The sequence below is a fragment of the Rhodococcus ruber genome, assembly GCF_016804345.1.
GTDB lineage: Bacteria > Actinomycetota > Actinomycetes > Mycobacteriales > Mycobacteriaceae > Rhodococcus > Rhodococcus ruber.
Genome location: NZ_CP044211.1, coordinates 4,116,421 through 4,135,949 on the forward strand (window position 1 = coordinate 4,116,421; position 19,529 = coordinate 4,135,949).

Sequence of the window (19,529 nt, forward strand, 5' to 3'; positions counted from 1 at the left end):
ACGAGTGATCCGAGGACCGGAGATCAGATGCCGAGGGCTCGCTGCAGCACCGGCCACGAGTCCTTCAGGTCGTCCTGCCAGTAGCCCCACGAGTGGGTTCCGGACTCGCGGAAGTTGTAGGTCGCGGGGATGCCCAGGCTGTCGAGCCGGTTCTTCAGGTTGTGGGTGCAGTAGTTGGTTGCGGCCTCGATCACGCCGCCGACCACGATCTGGTTGGCCAGCACTCCCGCGTCACCGTCGATCTCCGGGCCGGTCAGCGTGTCGTGCGGACCGGGCAGGCCGCTGCCGTTGGAAATGTACATCTCGAGCCCGCGCAACTTCTCGGCGTTGACGTACGGGTCCTTCTCCGCCCACATCGGGTCGTTCGTCGGTCCCCACATGTTCTCGGTGTCGCCGCTGCCCCACGTCTCGACCGTGATCTTGACGAACTGCTGGCCGATCGGGTCGGACGTCTGTGCGCATCCGCTGTAGGCAGCGACACCCCGGTACAGCCCCGGCGCGGCCATGGGCAGCTGGAACACCGAGGTGCCCGAGGTGGAGATGCCGGCGACGGCGTTGACTCCGGTGGTACCGAGGGCCCCGTCGACCAGCGGCGGAATCTCCTTGGTCAGGAAGGTCTCCCACTTGTTCACACCGAGCTGCGGATCGGGGTTCTTCCAGTCGGTGTAGTAGCTGAACATGCCGCCGACGGGCGAGACGACGTTGACGTGCTTGTCCTTGAAGAACTCGATCGCGTCGGTACGGCCCCGCCACGTGGCCATGTCCTCGCCGCCGCCGGCGCCGTTGAGCAGGTACAGCGTCGGCGCGGGCTTGCTGGTGTCGGCCGGGCGCCACACGTCCAGCAGGATCTCCTCGTCCATCGACGCCGAGTACACCCAGACGAGCAGCTGCTGCTCACCGTAGTTCTCGATCTTGGTGATGTACGACCCGTTCTCGGACGTGACGGCCGTGATGGGCTGCAGCGTGTCGGCCACCGGGTCGGCCGAGGCGAACGAGGCGCCCGTGAACAGCGGCAGCGCAAGTACCGCCGCCGAGATCGCGGCTGCTCCCATCCTCCGAGCGCGGCTCCGCGACTCGACAACACTCATTCCGTCAACCTCCTCAGGCCCGACAGGCGGGCATCCCCAGCCCCGGCGGACCGGGGTGCGCCCTGCGGCGCAGCATGTACTGAATCGACAGCACGAGGTCGAACGTTACCTTGCGGACGGCACGCCCATAAACCTCACTGGTCACATCCGTCACATCGATCGCATCACGATCTTTCGGAGCCTTGGACGGGTTCGGTCCGTCCCTCGTCCCGGCACTTCTTGTCGTCGAGGTGCCGAGCAAGGACAGGACCGATGATCGCAAGAGACTCCGGGGTGGTCATGTCGGCGTGCGTGCCTGGAACGGACACGTCGACGATCTCTCCCTCGACGAACTCCGACCAGCGCTGCGCCGGATCGTCCACACCGGGCAGATGCTCCGTGGCGCTGAAGTACAGCAGGTTGCCCCGGTACATGCCAGGCGTGTGCGAAGCAATGAGCTCCGCGGACCTGATCGCGCTGGCGTAGATCCGCCGCACTCGCTCCAGATCCAACGCGGGCCCACCGACCACCATGGTCTCGAACAATTGCTCTGCATTCTCGGTCGACATATTCGAGATGTCGGCGTCGCCCAAGTCGATCCCCACTTCCTCCAGGGCTTCCCGCACCGCATCGTGGAATTCGGATACTTCCAGATTGTGGTGGCTGTCCAACATTGCCAGGGTGGCTACCTCTTCCCCCGCGGACTGCAGTTCGACTGCGATGATGTGCGACAGCACACCGCCGAGGGACCAACCGAGCAGGTGGTAGGGACCGTGCGGCTGGATCCGTCTGATCTCGTCGACGTACCGGAGCGCCATGTCCTCCAGAGAGCCCGGAAGCGCCTCGTCCTCCGACAGTGCCGGGGACTGCAACCCATAGACGGGACGGTCTTCTGCGAATCGCGTCAGACCGGAGTAGCACCACGACAGCCCGTACATCGGGTGCACACAGAAGAGCGGTTCGCGAGCTCCCTTCCTCCGGATGGGCAGCACGACGGCCATGGCGACATCCTGTGTCACGTCGTAGTCGAGTTCGGAGGTCGCCGCCTCGAGGAGGCGCCCAGCCAGTCCCTCGACCGTAGGGTCGGCGAAGAACCACTGGATGCGTACGTCGATACCCGTCTTCGTACGCAGTCGGTTCGCCACTTGGGTGGCGTTGAGCGAGTTGCCCCCCAGAGCGAAGAAGTCGTCGTCCAACCCGACCCGTTCCACACCCAGGACCTCAGCGAACACTCCCGCCACGATCTCCTCGGCCGGAGTCGTCGGCGCCCGGAACCCCCGCGACTCGAACACCGGCTCCGGCAACGCCTTACGATCGAGCTTGCCACTCGCATTGAGCGGGAAGGCATCGAGCACCACCAGCGCCGACGGCACCATATACGACGGCAGCACCACCCGGACCCCGTCGAGAACCCGCGCACCCTCGACCGTCGCACCCGGCGCAGCAACCACATACCCGACCAACTGCTCACCGGTATGCGGATCGTTGTGCAAGACCACCACCGATTGTTCGACGCCCGGTTGGGTGAGCAGCGCCGCCTCGATCTCCCCCAGCTCGATCCGCTGACCACGGAGCTTGACCTGGAAATCGGTACGACCGAGATACTCGAGTTCGCCGCCGGCGGTCCATCGCACCAGATCACCGGTGCGATACATCCGCTGGCCGGCCCCACCGAACGGGTTCGCCACGAATCGGTCCGCCGTCAACTCCGCCCGACCGTGGTAGCCGCGGGCCAACTGCGCCCCGGCCAGATACAACTCACCTGCCACCCCGACCGGCACCGGCTGCAGCCGGCCGTCGAGGACGTAGACCTCGGTGTTCCACACCGGCGCCCCGATCAGAGCCGACGGCGCCGACGGATCACCCACCCACGCGGTGACGACTTCAGCCTCGGCCGGCCCGTACCAGTTGTGCACCTCCGGCGTGCCGTTGCCGTCCCGCACCACGCGTCGCACCACCTCGATCGGCAACGCCTCACCGGCGACGAACACCCGGCGCACCCCGGCACCGACACCCTCGGGCACGACCGCCACGAACGCCGCCAGCATCGACGGCACGAAATGCACGGTGGTCACCCCATAATCGGCGATCACCTCGGCCAGATAGAACGGATCGCGGTGCCCGTCCGGCGCCGCCACCACCAGCCGGGCACCGGTCTGCAACGTCCAGAACAGCTCCCACACCGACACGTCGAACGTGAACGGCGTCTTGTGCAGCACCACATCCGACGAATCGAGCGGATATCGTGCCTGCGCCCACCGCAACTGGTTCACCGTCGCGGCATGGGTCAACGCCACTCCCTTCGGGCGACCGGTCGACCCGGACGTGTAGATCACGTACGCGGTGTTCGACGCCTGCAGACCGGCAATCCGCTCCTCGTCGGCGATGGGCTCGTCGGAGTACCCCGACACATCGACGACGTCCACCTCGAGCACCGGCGAACCCGGCGCCTCGAACCCGTCCCGAACGGTGGTCAACACCACCAGCGGAGCCGCCGACGCCAGCACGTACTGCGTCCGCTCGCCCGGATGATCCGGATCGATCGGCACATACGCCCCACCAGCGGCGAGCACCGCATGCACCGCCACCACTAGATCCACACTGCGGCGCATCGCCACCGCCACCACCGTCTCCGGCCCCACCCCAAGCCGATCAGATGCCGCGCCAGCCGACGCACCCGCGAGGCGAACTCCGCGTAGCTCCATTCCTCCTCGACCGAGACGACCGCCGGCACCGCCGGGGATCGACGCACCTGCTCGTCGAACAGATCCACCAACGTCACCGACCCGTCGAGGTCGACGGAGGTCGCATTCCACGTCTCGAGCACCCGCACCCGCTCGGCCGCCTCGAGAATCTCGATCTCGCCCACCGGCACCGACGGATCGACCACCACCGACTCGAGCACCCGCACGAACCGCTGCCCGAACCCGACCACCGTCGACTCGTCGAACAAATCCGACGCATAGGTCACAGCACCGACCATCCCCGCCGGCGCCCCCGACTCGTCGAACTGCTCGACGAACGTGAACTGCAGATCGAACTTCGCAGAGTCCAGTTCCGCCTCGACCCCGGACACCACCAACTCCGGCAGCTCGAACCGGGTACGCGCAAAATTCTGGAACACCAGCAACACCTGGAACAACGGCGAATGGGCCGTCGACCGCACCGGCGCAAACTCGTCGACCAACGCCTCGAACGGCACATCCGCGTGCCCGAACGCCGCCACATCCACCGCCCGCGCCTGCGACAGCACCTGCTCGAACGACACCCCCGACTCGACACGAGTCCGCAACACCAACGTGTTGACGAACATGCCGATCAAGTCGTCGAGTTCACGCGCCCCCCGCCCGGCGACGGGCGTGCCCACTGCAATGTCCGCGGTGCCCGACAGACGCGACAACAACACCGCCAGCGCCGCATGCACCACCATGAACACCGTCGACGCGTGCTCACGCCCCACCCGGGACAGACCGGCATGCACCGACGCCGGCACCTCGAACGACACCGTCGCCCCACGGAACGACTGCACCGCCGGCCGCGGACGATCGGTCTGCAACGGCAACACCTCCGGCAGATCCTCGAGCTGCCCGAGCCAATACTGCATCTGCCGTGAGAACACCGACTCCGGATCGTCCACCGACCCGAGCATCCGCCGCTGCCACAACGCGAAATCGGCGTACTGCACCGGCAACGGCACCCACCCCGGCACCTCACCACGATGCCGAGACTCGTACGCCACCATCACATCCCGACCCAACGGCGCCATCGACGAACCGTCACCGGCGATGTGATGCACCACCACCACCAACACGAACTCCGCATCGGCGACCTGGAACAACCGCGCCCGCACCGGCACCTCGGCAGCGACATCGAACCCCGCACCGATCACTCCACCGACCGCAGCGAACACCTCCGACTCCGGCACCCGCACCGGCTCGAGATCGAGCACCACCCCGACACCGGCAACACCACCTGCACCGGCCCGTCCGCATCCGACGGATACACCGTCCGCAACGACTCGTGCCGCTCGAGCACATCAGCCACGGCCGCCTGCAACGCCTCCACGTCCAACCGACCCGACAACCGAATCACCAACGGCACGTTGTAAACCGGTGACGACGGATCGAACTGGTTGATGAACCACATCCGCTGCTGCGCAAACGACAACGGCACCCGCTCCGGCCGCACCTGCCGCACCAACGGCACCACCGCACCCGAACCCGCATGCCGCTCGACCGCCACCGCCAACGCCTGCACCGTCGACGACTCGAACAACACCCGCACCGGCACCTGCGCATCCAACGCCGCACCCAACCGCGCCACCACTTGGGTGGCGTTGAGCGAGTTGCCCCCAGAGCGAAGAAGTCGTCGTCCAACCCGACCCGTTCCACACCCAGGACCTCAGCGAACACTCCCGCCACGATCTCCTCGGCCGGAGTCGTCGGCGCCCGGAACCCCGCGACTCGAACACCGGCTCCGGCAACGCCTTACGATCGAGCTTGCCACTCGCATTGAGCGGGAAGGCATCGAGCACCACCAGCGCCGACGGCACCATATACGACGGCAGCACCACCCGGACCCCGTCGAGAACCCGCGCACCCTCGACCGTCGCACCCGGCGCAGCAACCACATACCCGACCAACTGCTCACCGGTATGCGGATCGTTGTGCAAGACCACCACCGATTGTTCGACGCCCGGTTGGGTGAGCAGCGCCGCCTCGATCTCCCCCAGCTCGATCCGCTGACCACGGAGCTTGACCTGGAAATCGGTACGACCGAGATACTCGAGTTCGCCGCCGGCGGTCCATCGCACCAGATCACCGGTGCGATACATCCGCTGGCCGGCCCCACCGAACGGGTTCGCCACGAATCGGTCCGCCGTCAACTCCGCCCGACCGTGGTAGCCGCGGGCCAACTGCGCCCCGGCCAGATACAACTCACCTGCCACCCCGACCGGCACCGGCTGCAGCCGGCCGTCGAGGACGTAGACCTCGGTGTTCCACACCGGCGCCCCGATCAGAGCCGACGGCGCCGACGGATCACCCACCCACGCGGTGACGACTTCAGCCTCGGCCGGCCCGTACCAGTTGTGCACCTCCGGCGTGCCGTTGCCGTCCCGCACCACGCGTCGCACCACCTCGATCGGCAACGCCTCACCGGCGACGAACACCCGGCGCACCCCGGCACCGACACCCTCGGGCACGACCGCCACGAACGCCGCCAGCATCGACGGCACGAAATGCACGGTGGTCACCCCATAATCGGCGATCACCTCGGCCAGATAGAACGGATCGCGGTGCCCGTCCGGCGCCGCCACCACCAGCCGGGCACCGGTCTGCAACGTCCAGAACAGCTCCCACACCGACACGTCGAACGTGAACGGCGTCTTGTGCAGCACCACATCCGACGAATCGAGCGGATATCGTGCCTGCGCCCACCGCAACTGGTTCACCGTCGCGGCATGGGTCAACGCCACTCCCTTCGGGCGACCGGTCGACCCGGACGTGTAGATCACGTACGCGGTGTTCGACGCCTGCAGACCGGCAATCCGCTCCTCGTCGGCGATGGGCTCGTCGGAGTACCCCGACACATCGACGACGTCCACCTCGAGCACCGGCGAACCCGGCGCCTCGAACCCGTCCCGAACGGTGGTCAACACCACCAGCGGAGCCGCCGACGCCAGCACGTACTGCGTCCGCTCGCCCGGATGATCCGGATCGATCGGCACATACGCCCCACCAGCGGCGAGCACCGCATGCACCGCCACCACTAGATCCACACTGCGGCGCATCGCCACCGCCACCACCGTCTCCGGCCCCACCCCCAAGCCGATCAGATGCCGCGCCAGCCGACGCACCCGCGAGGCGAACTCCGCGTAGCTCCATTCCTCCTCGACCGAGACGACCGCCGGCACCGCCGGGGATCGACGCACCTGCTCGTCGAACAGATCCACCAACGTCACCGACCCGTCGAGGTCGACGGAGGTCGCATTCCACGTCTCGAGCACCCGCACCCGCTCGGCCGCCTCGAGAATCTCGATCTCGCCCACCGGCACCGACGGATCGACCACCACCGACTCGAGCACCCGCACGAACCGCTGCCCGAACCCGACCACCGTCGACTCGTCGAACAAATCCGACGCATAGGTCACAGCACCGACCATCCCCGCCGGCGCCCCCGACTCGTCGAACTGCTCGACGAACGTGAACTGCAGATCGAACTTCGCAGAGTCCAGTTCCGCCTCGACCCCGGACACCACCAACTCCGGCAGCTCGAACCGGGTACGCGCAAAATTCTGGAACACCAGCAACACCTGGAACAACGGCGAATGGGCCGTCGACCGCACCGGCGCAAACTCGTCGACCAACGCCTCGAACGGCACATCCGCGTGCCCGAACGCCGCCACATCCACCGCCCGCGCCTGCGACAGCACCTGCTCGAACGACACCCCCGACTCGACACGAGTCCGCAACACCAACGTGTTGACGAACATGCCGATCAAGTCGTCGAGTTCACGCGCCCCCCGCCCGGCGACGGGCGTGCCCACTGCAATGTCCGCGGTGCCCGACAGACGCGACAACAACACCGCCAGCGCCGCATGCACCACCATGAACACCGTCGACGCGTGCTCACGCCCCACCCGGGACAGACCGGCATGCACCGACGCCGGCACCTCGAACGACACCGTCGCCCCACGGAACGACTGCACCGCCGGCCGCGGACGATCGGTCTGCAACGGCAACACCTCCGGCAGATCCTCGAGCTGCCCGAGCCAATACTGCATCTGCCGTGAGAACACCGACTCCGGATCGTCCACCGACCCGAGCATCCGCCGCTGCCACAACGCGAAATCGGCGTACTGCACCGGCAACGGCACCCACCCCGGCACCTCACCACGATGCCGAGACTCGTACGCCACCATCACATCCCGACCCAACGGCGCCATCGACGAACCGTCACCGGCGATGTGATGCACCACCACCACCAACACGAACTCCGCATCGGCGACCTGGAACAACCGCGCCCGCACCGGCACCTCGGCAGCGACATCGAACCCCGCACCGATCACTCCACCGACCGCAGCGAACACCTCCGACTCCGGCACCCGCACCGGCTCGAGATCGAGCACCACCCCCGACACCGGCAACACCACCTGCACCGGCCCGTCCGCATCCGACGGATACACCGTCCGCAACGACTCGTGCCGCTCGAGCACATCAGCCACGGCCGCCTGCAACGCCTCCACGTCCAACCGACCCGACAACCGAATCACCAACGGCACGTTGTAAACCGGTGACGACGGATCGAACTGGTTGATGAACCACATCCGCTGCTGCGCAAACGACAACGGCACCCGCTCCGGCCGCACCTGCCGCACCAACGGCACCACCGCACCCGAACCCGCATGCCGCTCGACCGCCACCGCCAACGCCTGCACCGTCGACGACTCGAACAACACCCGCACCGGCACCTGCGCATCCAACGCCGCACCCAACCGCGCCACCACTTGGGTGGCGTTGAGCGAGTTGCCCCCCAGAGCGAAGAAGTCGTCGTCCAACCCGACCCGTTCCACACCCAGGACCTCAGCGAACACTCCCGCCACGATCTCCTCGGCCGGAGTCGTCGGCGCCCGGAACCCCCGCGACTCGAACACCGGCTCCGGCAACGCCTTACGATCGAGCTTGCCACTCGCATTGAGCGGGAAGGCATCGAGCACCACCAGCGCCGACGGCACCATATACGACGGCAGCACCACCCGGACCCCGTCGAGAACCCGCGCACCCTCGACCGTCGCACCCGGCGCAGCAACCACATACCCGACCAACTGCTCACCGGTGACGGTGGGGACGACGAGTGCGACCGCCTGGCCGACCGTGGGCTGGGCGAGCAACGCCGACTCGATCTCCCCCAGCTCGATCCGCTGACCACGGAACTTGACCTGGAAATCGGTACGACCGATGTAGTCGAGAACCTGCTCACCGCTCGCGGTGCGGCGCCACCGGACGAGGTCACCGGTGCGGTACATGCGAGCGCCGGGGGCACCGAGCGGGTCGGCGACGAAGCGATCCGCGGTGAGGTCCGGCCGGCCCACGTAGCCGCGCGCGAGTTGCACTCCGGCGAGGTACAGCTCGCCGGGCACACCGACCGGCACCGGATGCAGCCGGCCGTCGAGGACGTAGACGCGCACGTTCCACTCGGGCACGCCGATGGGCACGCTCTGCTGCTCGTCGCCGGCGGGCCAGTACGTCACCGAGACCGCGGCCTCGGTGGGGCCGTACAGATTGTGCACCGCGGCAGCGCAGACGCGACGGAAGGCGTCGACGGTCTCGGGCGGGAGGGCTTCGCCGATCACGAACACGTGCCGCAGCGTCGAGCAGGTACCGGCTGGCGCATGCGCGGCGAACACGCTCAGCATCGACGGCACGAAGTCCGTCAGCGTCACTCCGTGCCGCGCGATCGTCTCGGCGACGTACACGGGGTCGCGGTGACCGTCGTGGGTGGCGACGACGAGGGCGGCGCCGGCGCGCAGGGGCAGGAACCAGCCCCACAGCGACACGTCGAAGGTGGTGGCGGTCTTCTGCAGATAGACGTCGCCGGCGGCGATCTCGTACTCGTGGGCCATCCACTCGAGCTGGTTGACGATGGCCTCGTGTGAGACGCACACACCCTTGGGGCGTCCCGTGGAGCCGGACGTGAAGATCACGTAGGCGGGGGTGCCGGGACGGATCGGGCCGGCCAGCTCGTCGCCCCGGATCGGGTCGGGCGCGTAGCCCCGCAGGTCGAGGTCGTCGACCAGGACGGGGGCGACCGTGCCGGGCAGGTCCGCCGCGTCCGCGCGGGTGCTCAGGACGCACACCGGTTGCGCAGTGGACAGGATGTGCCCGATGCGGTCGGCCGGGTGGTCGGGATCGAGCGGGACGTAGGCGCCGCCCGCCGCGACGACCGCGTAGATCGCGACCGGGAGGTCGATTGAACGCCGGATAGCCAGTGCCACAAGGGTTTCGGGTCCGACACCGAGACCGACGAGATACCGGGCGAGCCGGTTGACGCGCGCGTCGAACTGTGCGTAGGTGAGCGTCTCGTCGCCGAAGACGACGGCCGCCGCGTCCGGGCGACGGGCAGCGGCGTCCCGGTACGCGGCCAGCAACCCGGCCGCCCGGACCGGATGCACGGCACGGTCGTTGCCCGCGGCGAGGGCGCGGTGCTCGGCGGTGTCGAGGAGGTCGAGGTCGCCCACCACGCGGTCGGTGCCCGCGGCGAGGGCTGCGAGCAGACGGATCAGGCGCCCGGCGAAACTCTGCACCGTGGACTCGTCGAAAAGGTCGGTCGCGTAGGTGAACTGCGCCGACATTCCGGCGGGCTTCCCGGCTTCCTCGCGGGGCGAGACGGTCAGCTGCAGATCGAACTTGGCGACGGCCCCACCGAGGTCGACGGATTCGATCTCGACGTCCGGCAGGGTCACCTCGGCGCGGTCGAGGTTCTGGAAGAACAGCGCCACCTGGAACAGCGGGTGGTGCCCGGCCGATCGCACCGGATCGAGCACCTCCACGAGCCGCTCGAACGGCAGCTCCGCGTTGTCGAATGCCGCGAGGTCGACGTCCCTGACCCGGCCGAGCAGTTCGGCGAACGTGGCGTCGGGCTCCACCCGGGTGCGCAGCACGAGGGTGTTGACGAACATGCCGACGAGATCGTCGAGTGCGCGCTCGCCGCGGCCGGCGACGGGTGTGCCGATCGCGATGTCCGCGGTGCCCGACAGGCGCGACAGCAGTACCGCCAGCGCGGCGTGGACGACCATGAACGCGGACGTGCCGGTCGCCTGGGCGGCGGCTTCGACCGCCTCGTGCAGGGCGGCGTCGACCTCGAAGTCGACGGTGGCGCCGCGGCCCGAGGCCTCCACCGGCCGAGGCCGGTCGGTCGGCAGGTCGAGACGGTCGGGGAGGTCGGCGAGGGCGCCCCGCCAGAACTCGATCTCCCGCGCCGCCGGTGATGCGGGGTCGGACTCGTCACCGAGCACGGCGCGCTGCCAGAGGGCGTAGTCGGCGTACTGCACCGCGAGCGGTTCCCACGCGGGGGCCGCCCCGCCGCTGCGTGCGACGTACGCGGTGACCAGGTCCCGCACGAAGGGGGCGATGGAGGCGCCGTCGGCGGCGATGTGGTGGACGACCACGACGAGGACGTGCTCGTCGTCGGCCGACCGCAGTAGTTCGACCCGCAGCGGCACCTCGGACGTGACGTCGAAGCCGGCCGTCGCGAGCCGGGCGACCGCGGCGGCGATCTCGTCGGGCGCCGTCGGCACCGGGTCGAGCGGGTGCGCCGCCTCCTCCGGCGGCAGGATCAGTTGCGATCCGATGCCGTCGTGCTCGGGATAGACGGTGCGCAGCACCTCGTGCCGTGCCACGACGTCGGCGAGGGCCCGCCGCAGGGCATCGACGTCGAGTGCCCCGCGGACGCGCAGCGCGACGGGGATGTTGTTCGCGGCCGACGCCGGATCGAACCGGTTGAGGAACCACATCCGCTGCTGAGCCAGCGACAGCGGGATCGGATCGGGGCGCGGCCCGGCGACGAGCGGTTGCTGCGCGCCCGCCCCGACGGAGGGTTCGACGAGTGCGGCGAGGCCTTCGACGGTGGACGCCTCGAACAACAGCCGCGCGGGGACCCGGGTGGCGAGGCGTTCCCCGAGGCGGGCGGCCGCGCGGGTGGCGACGAGGGAGTTGCCGCCGAGTTCGAAGAAGTCGTCGTCGAGGCCGGCTCGTTCGGCGCCGAGCAGCTCGGTGAACACCTCTGCCACGGCCTGTTCCGTGGCGGAACGGGGTGCGCGGTATTCGTGCGTGGGCAATTCCGGTTCGGGCAGGGCCGACCGGTCGAGCTTGCCGACCGGGGTCAGCGGGATCCGGTCGAGCGGCACGATCACGGCCGGCACCATGTGGGCCGGCAGCCGGTGGGAGACGAACTCGGTCAGGGCGTCGGGGTCGACGTCCGCACCCGGGACGGGATGGACGTACGACACCAGCCGGGCCTCCCCGGAGGGGGCCTCCCGTCCCACCGTCACCGCGAAGTCGGCATCGGGGTGCGCGGCCAGCGCGGCGTCGATCTCCCCGAGCTCGATCCGGAATCCGCGGATCTTGACCTGGAAGTCGTTGCGCCCCATGTAGATCAGCCCGGCCTCGCCCGATCGGACGAGGTCACCGGTCCGGTACAGGCGGGTGCCGCCGACTCCGGCGACGAACCGCTCGGCGGTCAGCGCGGCGCGTCGATGGTAGCCGCGGGCGAGGCCGGGGCCTTCGAGATACAGCTCCCCCACGACTCCGGCCGGGACCGGGTTGAGTCGCTCGTCCAGCACGTGCGCGGTCATTCCGCGGATTGCCCGGCCGATCGTGACCTGCTCGCCGGGCTGCAGCGCGTGCGAGATGTTGGTCATGATGGTGGTCTCGGTGGGTCCGTAGCCGTTGAAGAATCGGCGGCCGGGTGCCCATCGCGCGACCAGGTCCGGCGGGCACGCCTCGCCGCCCACGACCACCATCGCGAGGGTGTCCAGCCCGGCCGGGTCGACGGACGCCAGCGCCGCGGGCGTGACGAAGGCGTGGGTGACCTGCCGGCTGCGCAGCAGCTCCGCGAGGTCCTCGCCGCCGTACACGGACGGTGGGGCGATGACCATGGTGGAGCCCGCACCGACGGCGAGCAGCAACTCGAGGACGGACGCGTCGAAGCTGGGGGACGCGAAGTGCAGGGTGCGCGAGGCCGGGGTCAGCGCGTAGCGCTCGACCTGTTCGGCGCAGAAGCCCTCCAGTCCGGTGTGGGTGACGACCACGCCCTTGGGCCGGCCCGTGGAACCGGAGGTGTAGATCACGTACGCGGGGTGCTCCGCCCGCAGCGTCCGGACCCGGTCGTCGAGCGCGACGGGTGCCGCGGACTGTTCGGCGAGGGCGGCGCGGGTCTCGGTGGAATCGAGGGCGATCCAGGGCACCGAGCCGGGCAGGTCCGGTACCGAGGCGGTGAGGGTCAGTCCGGCGCGGGCTCCCGAGTCGTCGATCATGTGCCGGACCCGGTCCTCCGGGTAGTTGGGATCGACGGGCACGAACGCGGCGCCGGCCTTGGCGACGGCCCACACCGACAGCACCGACTCGATCGACCGGGTCGACGCGACGGCGACCACGTCCTCCGGTCCGATCCCGCGCCGGATGAGCAGTCGCGCCAGGCGGGAGGAGGCCGAGTCGAGCTCGCCGTAGCTCAGGGTGCGGTCCTCGAACACCACCGCGGCCGCGGCGGGATCACGCTCGACTGCTGCTGCCAGGAGCTGGGGCAGAAGGGCGGCGCGGGGTCCGCGCCTGCGGCTGGGTCGCTGCCGGGCCGGCCGGCGGCCTCGTGAGTCGTCCGGTCGTCGGTCCCCCGAACCGTCGACACTCATCCCCGCGTGCTCCGTCGCCGGTCGTCCTGCGCGTGCACACCCAGCATCATCCACCTCGCGTATCCCTCTTCGTCCCGGCCGTCACCCCCTGCACACGACAGTGCAGGGCGGCACGCGCCAGCCCCATTAGACCATCGGGGTGTCCGGGGCTTTGTTACGGTCGAAACCGGGGGGTCGGGCGCGGATCACACTCCGCGTCCACCGGGAGGACGACGAGCGGTACGGGTCAGCGGGCACCCTCGATCCAGCGGTCGAGCACGGGACCGATCCGGGCGAGGGCCTCCTGCGACGTCATCTTCCAGTGGGTGGCCTGGACCGATTCGACCGCCAGCGTGCCGGCGACATGCGTCCGCCACTGCGGGGCGCGGGCAGCCGAGGTTCCGTCCTCGCCCGCGGCGAAGAACAGCAGGTCCCCGTCGAAGCGGGCGGGCCGGTGCTCCGCGAGCAGCCGGTAGGACCGGCGCACGCCTTCGAAGATGCGCTCGAGGCGGGGCAGGGTCAGCGCGTCGAACGGGGCCGGCAGGTCGGCGACCAGTTCCAGTGCCTGCTCGGGAGTGAACTGCGCCGAGTCGAGGCCGGCCCCGACGTCGGTTCCGATCGCGCCGAGCAGGTCGGCGACGGTGACCGCGGACGGGACCGTCTCGGTGGGGGCACCCGGTGGGTGCGCGTCGAGCAGGGCGAGGGTGGCGACCTCGTGGCCGTCCGCCCGCAGCCGGACCGCGGCGGCGTGGGCGATGATGCCGCCGAGCGACCAGCCGACCAGATGATAGGGGCCGGCGGGCTGGATCCGCCGGATCCGCTCCACGTACCCCGCGGCCCACGCGTCGATGCTCTCGGGCAGCGGTTCGTCGTCGCTCAGGGCCGGCGACTGCAGACCGTAGAGGGGCCGCTCGGGGTCGAGGTGGCGGGCCAGGCCCGCGAAGCTCCACGACAGACCGATCACCGGATGGATGCAGAACACCGGCTCGGCGGCACCGCCCGGGCGCAACGTCAGCACCGCGTCGAACCCGGCGGTGTGATCACCCGGGTCGCCGGCGGATCCCTCGATCCGGGCGGCGAGGGCTGCGACGGTCGGGGTGAGGAACATCCACTGCAACGACACCGGCAGGTTCGTGCGTTCGCGCAGCCGGGCGATCACCCGCACCGCGCTCAGCGACGTGCCGCCGAGGTCGAAGAAGTCGTCGTCGAGACCGACTCGGAACCCGCCGGCGTCCCCCGCCGGCCCGAGAACCTCGCGGTAGGCGGCGGCGACCTCCGTCTCGAGCGGAGTGCGCGGCGGGCGGTGGTGCCGCGGGGCGATCACCGGCTCGGGGAGCGCCGCACGGTCGAGCTTGCCGTGCGGGTTCAGCGGTAGCGCATCGAGGGTGACGACGCCGGCGGGCACCATGTAGGAGGGCAGGGTCTCGGCGAGCGCCGCGCGGAGGCGGGCCACGTCGATCCGCCCGGCGGCCGGAACCACGAAGGCCACCAGCCGGTCCCCGCCGTGGACGGCGACCGCGGCGTCGCGGACCGACGGCTGGGCGCGCAGCGCGGCCTCGATCTCGCCGAGCTCGATCCGGAACCCGTGCACCTTGACCTGGAAGTCGGCGCGCTCGAGATACTCCAGGGTGCCGCGGCCGGGGTCGTCGCCGTCGATGCGCCAGCGCACCACGTCCCCGGTGCGGTAGAGGCGGGTGCCGGGCGCACCGAAGGGGTTGGCGACGAACCGCTCGGCGGTCAGGCCGGGACGGCCCAGGTATCCGCGGGCGAGCTGCACGCCGGCGAGGTACAGCTCACCGGCCACGCCCGGCGGCACGGGATGCATCCGTTCGTCGAGGACGAACGTCTGGGTGTTGGGGACGGGATCGCCGATGGGCACGGAGGTGTGCGTCGGGGCGGTGACCGCGTGCGCGGTCACCGAGACCGCGGCTTCCGTCGGGCCGTACAGGTTCACCAGGTCCGCCTTCGAGGCGCCGAGCGTGCGTCGCGCCGTCGGGGCGGGCAGTACCTCGCCGATGGCGAGGACGCGGCGCAGGGTGCCGGGCAGCGTGCCGGCCGAGTCCTCGAGCAGCGCCTCGAGCATCGACGGCACCACGTGCAGGATCGTGACCTTCTCGCGGCGGATCAGGTCGTTGAGGTAGGACGGGTCGCGGTGCCCGTCGTGGGCGGCGATCACCAGCCGGGCGCCGCACGTGAGTGCGGACCAGAACTCCCACACCGACAGGTCGAAGGTCGCGGCCGTCTTGAGCAGGACCGCGTCGTCGGGACCGAGATCGTAGTGCGCCCGCTTCCAGGCGATCTGGTTGACGATCGCCTCGTGCGGCACGGCCACGCCCTTCGGGCGTCCGGTCGATCCGGAGGTGTAGATGACGTACGCCGTGTTCGCGGCGCGCAGCGGCGCACGCCGGTCGGTGTCGGCGAGCGGCGCGGGATCGAGGTCGCCCACGTCGAGGCGGTCGACGTCGAGCACCCTCCGGCCCGCCAGGGCGTCGACCCGGTCGGCGGTGGTCGACAGCACGCACTGCGGGGCCGCCGCGTCGAGGATGTACCGGTTGCGGGCCGCGGGGTGGTCGGGGTCCAGCGGCAGGTAGGCGCCGCCGGCCTTGGCGACGGCGTACATCGCCACCACGAGGTCGACCGAACGCCGGATACAGAGAGCCACTGTGGATTCGGGCCCCACACCCTGGGTCACGAGGTGACGGGCGAGCCGGTTGACGCGCGCGTCGAAGTCCCGATACGTGAGGGTGCCGCCGCGGAACACGAGGGCGGGGGCGTCCGGGGTGGCCGCGACCTGCTCGTCGAACAGGTCGACGAGGGTCCGGCCCGCGGAGAGGTCGGCCTGTTCGGCTTCCCATGCCCGCATCATCTCGGCCAGTTCCGCAGAGTCGTGCAGGTCGATGTCGCCGACGACGGCAGCGGGGTCGTCGACGACCGCCCGGAGTATCCGCAGATACCGCGCGAGCAGACGCCGGACCGACGGTGCGTCGAACAGGTCGGTGGCGTAACCGAATTCGATGTCGAAACCGCCCGGGCCGCCGCCCACGGCGTGATCGACCACCGTGACGTGCAGATCGAAACGCGCTGCGTACGAATCGCTCTCGACCGGAGTGATCCGCAGGCCCGGCAGCTCGAGGGCTTCCCGGGCGAAGTTCTGGTAGGAGAACCCGACCTGGAAGATCGGGTGGCGTGCGGTGGACCGGACCGGATCGAGCACCTCCACGAGGCGTTCGAAGGGGACGTCGGCGTGCGCGAACGCGTGCAGGTCGGTGTCGCGGACCTGCTCGAGCAGTGTCGCGAACGAGTCGGCGGCGTCGACGTCGGTCCGCAGGGCGAGCATGTTGACGAACATGCCGATCAGCCCGTCGAGTTCGGGGGCCGTGCGCCCCGCGACGGGCGTGCCGACGACGACGTCGTGCGTGTTCGACACTCGCGCCAGCAGCGCCGCGAGGACGGCGTGCAGCACCATGAAGGGTGTCACGCCGCGCTCGCGGGCGAGCGCGCTGATCGCGTCGTAGGTGGCCTCGTCGACGTGCGCCGAGACCCGGTCCCCCGCATGACCGACGACGGCGGGCCGGGGCCGGTCCGTGGCGAGTTCGAGGTGTTCGGGGATGCCGTCGAGGGCGCGCCGCCAGTAGGCCAGCTGCCGAGCCGTCCCCGAGCGGGGATCGTCCTCATCGCCGAGGGCGTCGAGCTGCCACAGGGTGTAGTCGGCGTACTGGACGGGCAGCGGTTCCCACGCCGGTTCCCGGCCCGTCGAGCGTGCAGTGTAGGCGGTGACGAGGTCCCGGACGAGCGGACCCAGCGACGAGCCGTCCCCGGCGATGTGGTGGAGGGCCACGGCAAGCACGTGCTCGTGGTCGGCGAGGCGGAAGAGCCGGGCTCGTACGGGAACCTCTCCGGTGACGTCGAACCGCCTTCCCACGAAACCGGCGAGCCGGGCCGGGGCGTCGGAGTCGGTCGCGTCCTCGGGCCCGAGGTCGAGCGGGACGTCGCCGACGTCGAGGATGCGCTGCTCGCCGACGCCGTCGACCTCGGGGTACACCGTCCGGAGCGTCTCGTGCCGCGCGACGACGTCCCGCACCGCCGTTCGCATCGCGTCGACGTCGAGCCCGCCGGACAACCGGACGGCGAGCGGGATGTTGAACACCGCCGAGTCCGGGTCGAGGCGGTTGAGGAACCACATGCGCTGCTGCGCGGGAGAGAGCGGGATCCGATCGGGTCGCGGGCGGCGCGGCTGCAGGGCGCGGGCGGCCGTCGGCGCGGCCGCCACCCGGGCTGCGAGCGCCTCGACCGTGGTGGCGTCGAACAGGTCGGCGGCCGAGACGGTGACGCCGAGCGCTGCCCTGATCCGGCCGATCACGCGCGTGGCGAGCAGCGAGTTGCCGCCGAGGTCGAAGAAGTCGTCGTGGACCGAGACCCGCTGCACCCCGAGCACGTCGCCGAACGCCTCCGCGACGGCCACCTCCGCGGCGGAGGCCGGCGCTCGGTACGGAGCCGACGCGATCTCGGGCTCGGGCAGAGCCGCCCGGTCGAGCTTGCCCACGGGCGTGAGCGGGATGGTCTCCAGCGCGATCACCGACGACGGGATCATGTGGGCCGGCAACCGCTCGGCGACGAACGCGGTGAGCACGGCGACGTCGATCGCGGAACCGGCGGTGGCGTGCACGTACGTGACGAGGCGGGTGTCCCCCGTCGCGCCCCGGCGACCGACGGTGGCGGCGAAGTCGACGGTGGGATGCGCGGCGAATGCCGCGTCGATCTCGCCGAGCTCGATGCGGAAGCCACGCACCTTGACCTGGAAGTCGTTGCGGCCCAGGTACGTGATGCCTTCTCGCGCCGAACGCGGGGACCGCACCAGGTCGCCGGTGCGGTACCGCCGGGCGCCGCCGGGGGCGGCGACGAAGCGGGTGGCCGTCAGTCCGGGGCGATCGTGATACCCGCGGGCGAGGCCGGATCCGGTCAGGTACAGCTCGCCGGCCGTGCCTGCCGGCACGGGCCGCAGGCGGGTGTCGAGGATCTGGGCAGCGGCTTCACGAACGGGCCTGCCGATGGTGACGGGTTCCCCGGGCTCGAGCGGCCCGGAGATGTTGGTCATGATCGTGGTCTCGGTGGGCCCGTACCCGTTGTGGAACCGGCGGCCGGGCGCCCAGCGCGCCACCAGATCCGGAGGGCACGCCTCGCCGCCGACCACCACCGTCTCCAGGTCGTCCAGTCCGGTGGGATCCACCGACGCGAGGGCGGCCGGCGTCACGAACGCGTGGGTGACCCGTTCCCTCCGCAGCAGCTCGGCCAGTTCGTCGCCGCCGTACACGGACGGCGGCGCGACGACCATCGTCGATCCGGATCCGACGGCGAGCAACAGTTCGAGCACCGACGCGTCGAAGCTGGGGGACGCGAAATGCAGGGTGCGGGCGGCGGGGGTGAGCTGGTAGCGCTCGACCTGTTCGGCGCAGAAGGCCGCGAGTCCGGTGTGGGTGACCACCACCCCTTTCGGGTGTCCCGTCGAGCCCGAGGTGTAGATGATGTATGCGGGATGCTCGGCGCGCAGCGGGCGTACGCGGTCGACGAAGGTGAGCGGGTCTGCCGGGCAGGCGTCGAGTTCCCTCCGGACCTCGGGCTCGTCCAGGACGACGGTGTCGAACCCGTCGGGAACGACCCCTCGGTGTGCGCCCACCGTGAGGGCGAGACGGGCGTCGGAGTCCGACAGCATGTACCGGACGCGATCGGCCGGGTAGAGCGGGTCCACCGGGACGAACGCGGCGCCGGCTTTGGCCACCGCCCAGACGGCGAGAACGGACCGGATCGAGCGGGTGAGGAGCACCGCGACGCGGTCCTCGGGGCCGAGGCCCCGGGCAATGAGCAGGCGCGCGAGCCGGGACGATTCGGCGTCGGCCTCCCGATAGGTGAGGATGTGTTCCCCGGCTGTGAGGGCCGGGGCGCCGGGGTCGCGTTCGACGGCGGCCGACAGCAGGTGCGGCAGCATCGTCGTGGGCGGCCGGCGCCGCGAAGCGCGGAGCTTCCCACGGGCGGTTCGGTCGATCACCTTCATCGGCTGTCCCCTCCGAATTCCGGATCCG

Annotated in this window: 2 protein-coding genes and 1 pseudogene; all 3 read right to left on the reverse strand. The window is 70.2% G+C overall.

From position 1 onward, the window contains the following. Nucleotides 1–23: 23 nt before the first annotated feature. On the reverse strand, nt 24–1,052 hold the full coding sequence (locus tag F1734_RS19145) for an alpha/beta hydrolase (RefSeq protein WP_010595609.1): 1,029 nt from the start codon (nt 1,050–1,052) through the stop codon (nt 24–26). A 200-nt stretch (nt 1,053–1,252) separates the two neighbouring features. Then, nucleotides 1,253–13,320: pseudogene (locus F1734_RS19160) on the reverse strand (non-ribosomal peptide synthetase). Nucleotides 13,321–13,699: 379 nt separating this feature from the next. After that, nucleotides 13,700–19,501 carry an amino acid adenylation domain-containing protein gene (locus F1734_RS19165; RefSeq protein ID WP_203010912.1) on the reverse strand — a complete coding sequence of 1,934 codons (5,802 nt, stop codon included), beginning with the start codon at nt 19,499–19,501 and terminating at the stop codon, nt 13,700–13,702. Nucleotides 19,502–19,529: the final 28 nt, after the last annotated feature.

Coding starts and splice junctions, on each gene's coding strand:
- F1734_RS19165 (WP_203010912.1), bottom strand. CDS start 19,501: ATGAAGGTGATCGACCGAACCGCCCGTGGGAAGCTCCGCGCTTCGCGG.
- F1734_RS19145 (WP_010595609.1), bottom strand. CDS start 1,052: ATGGGAGCAGCCGCGATCTCGGCGGCGGTACTTGCGCTGCCGCTGTTC.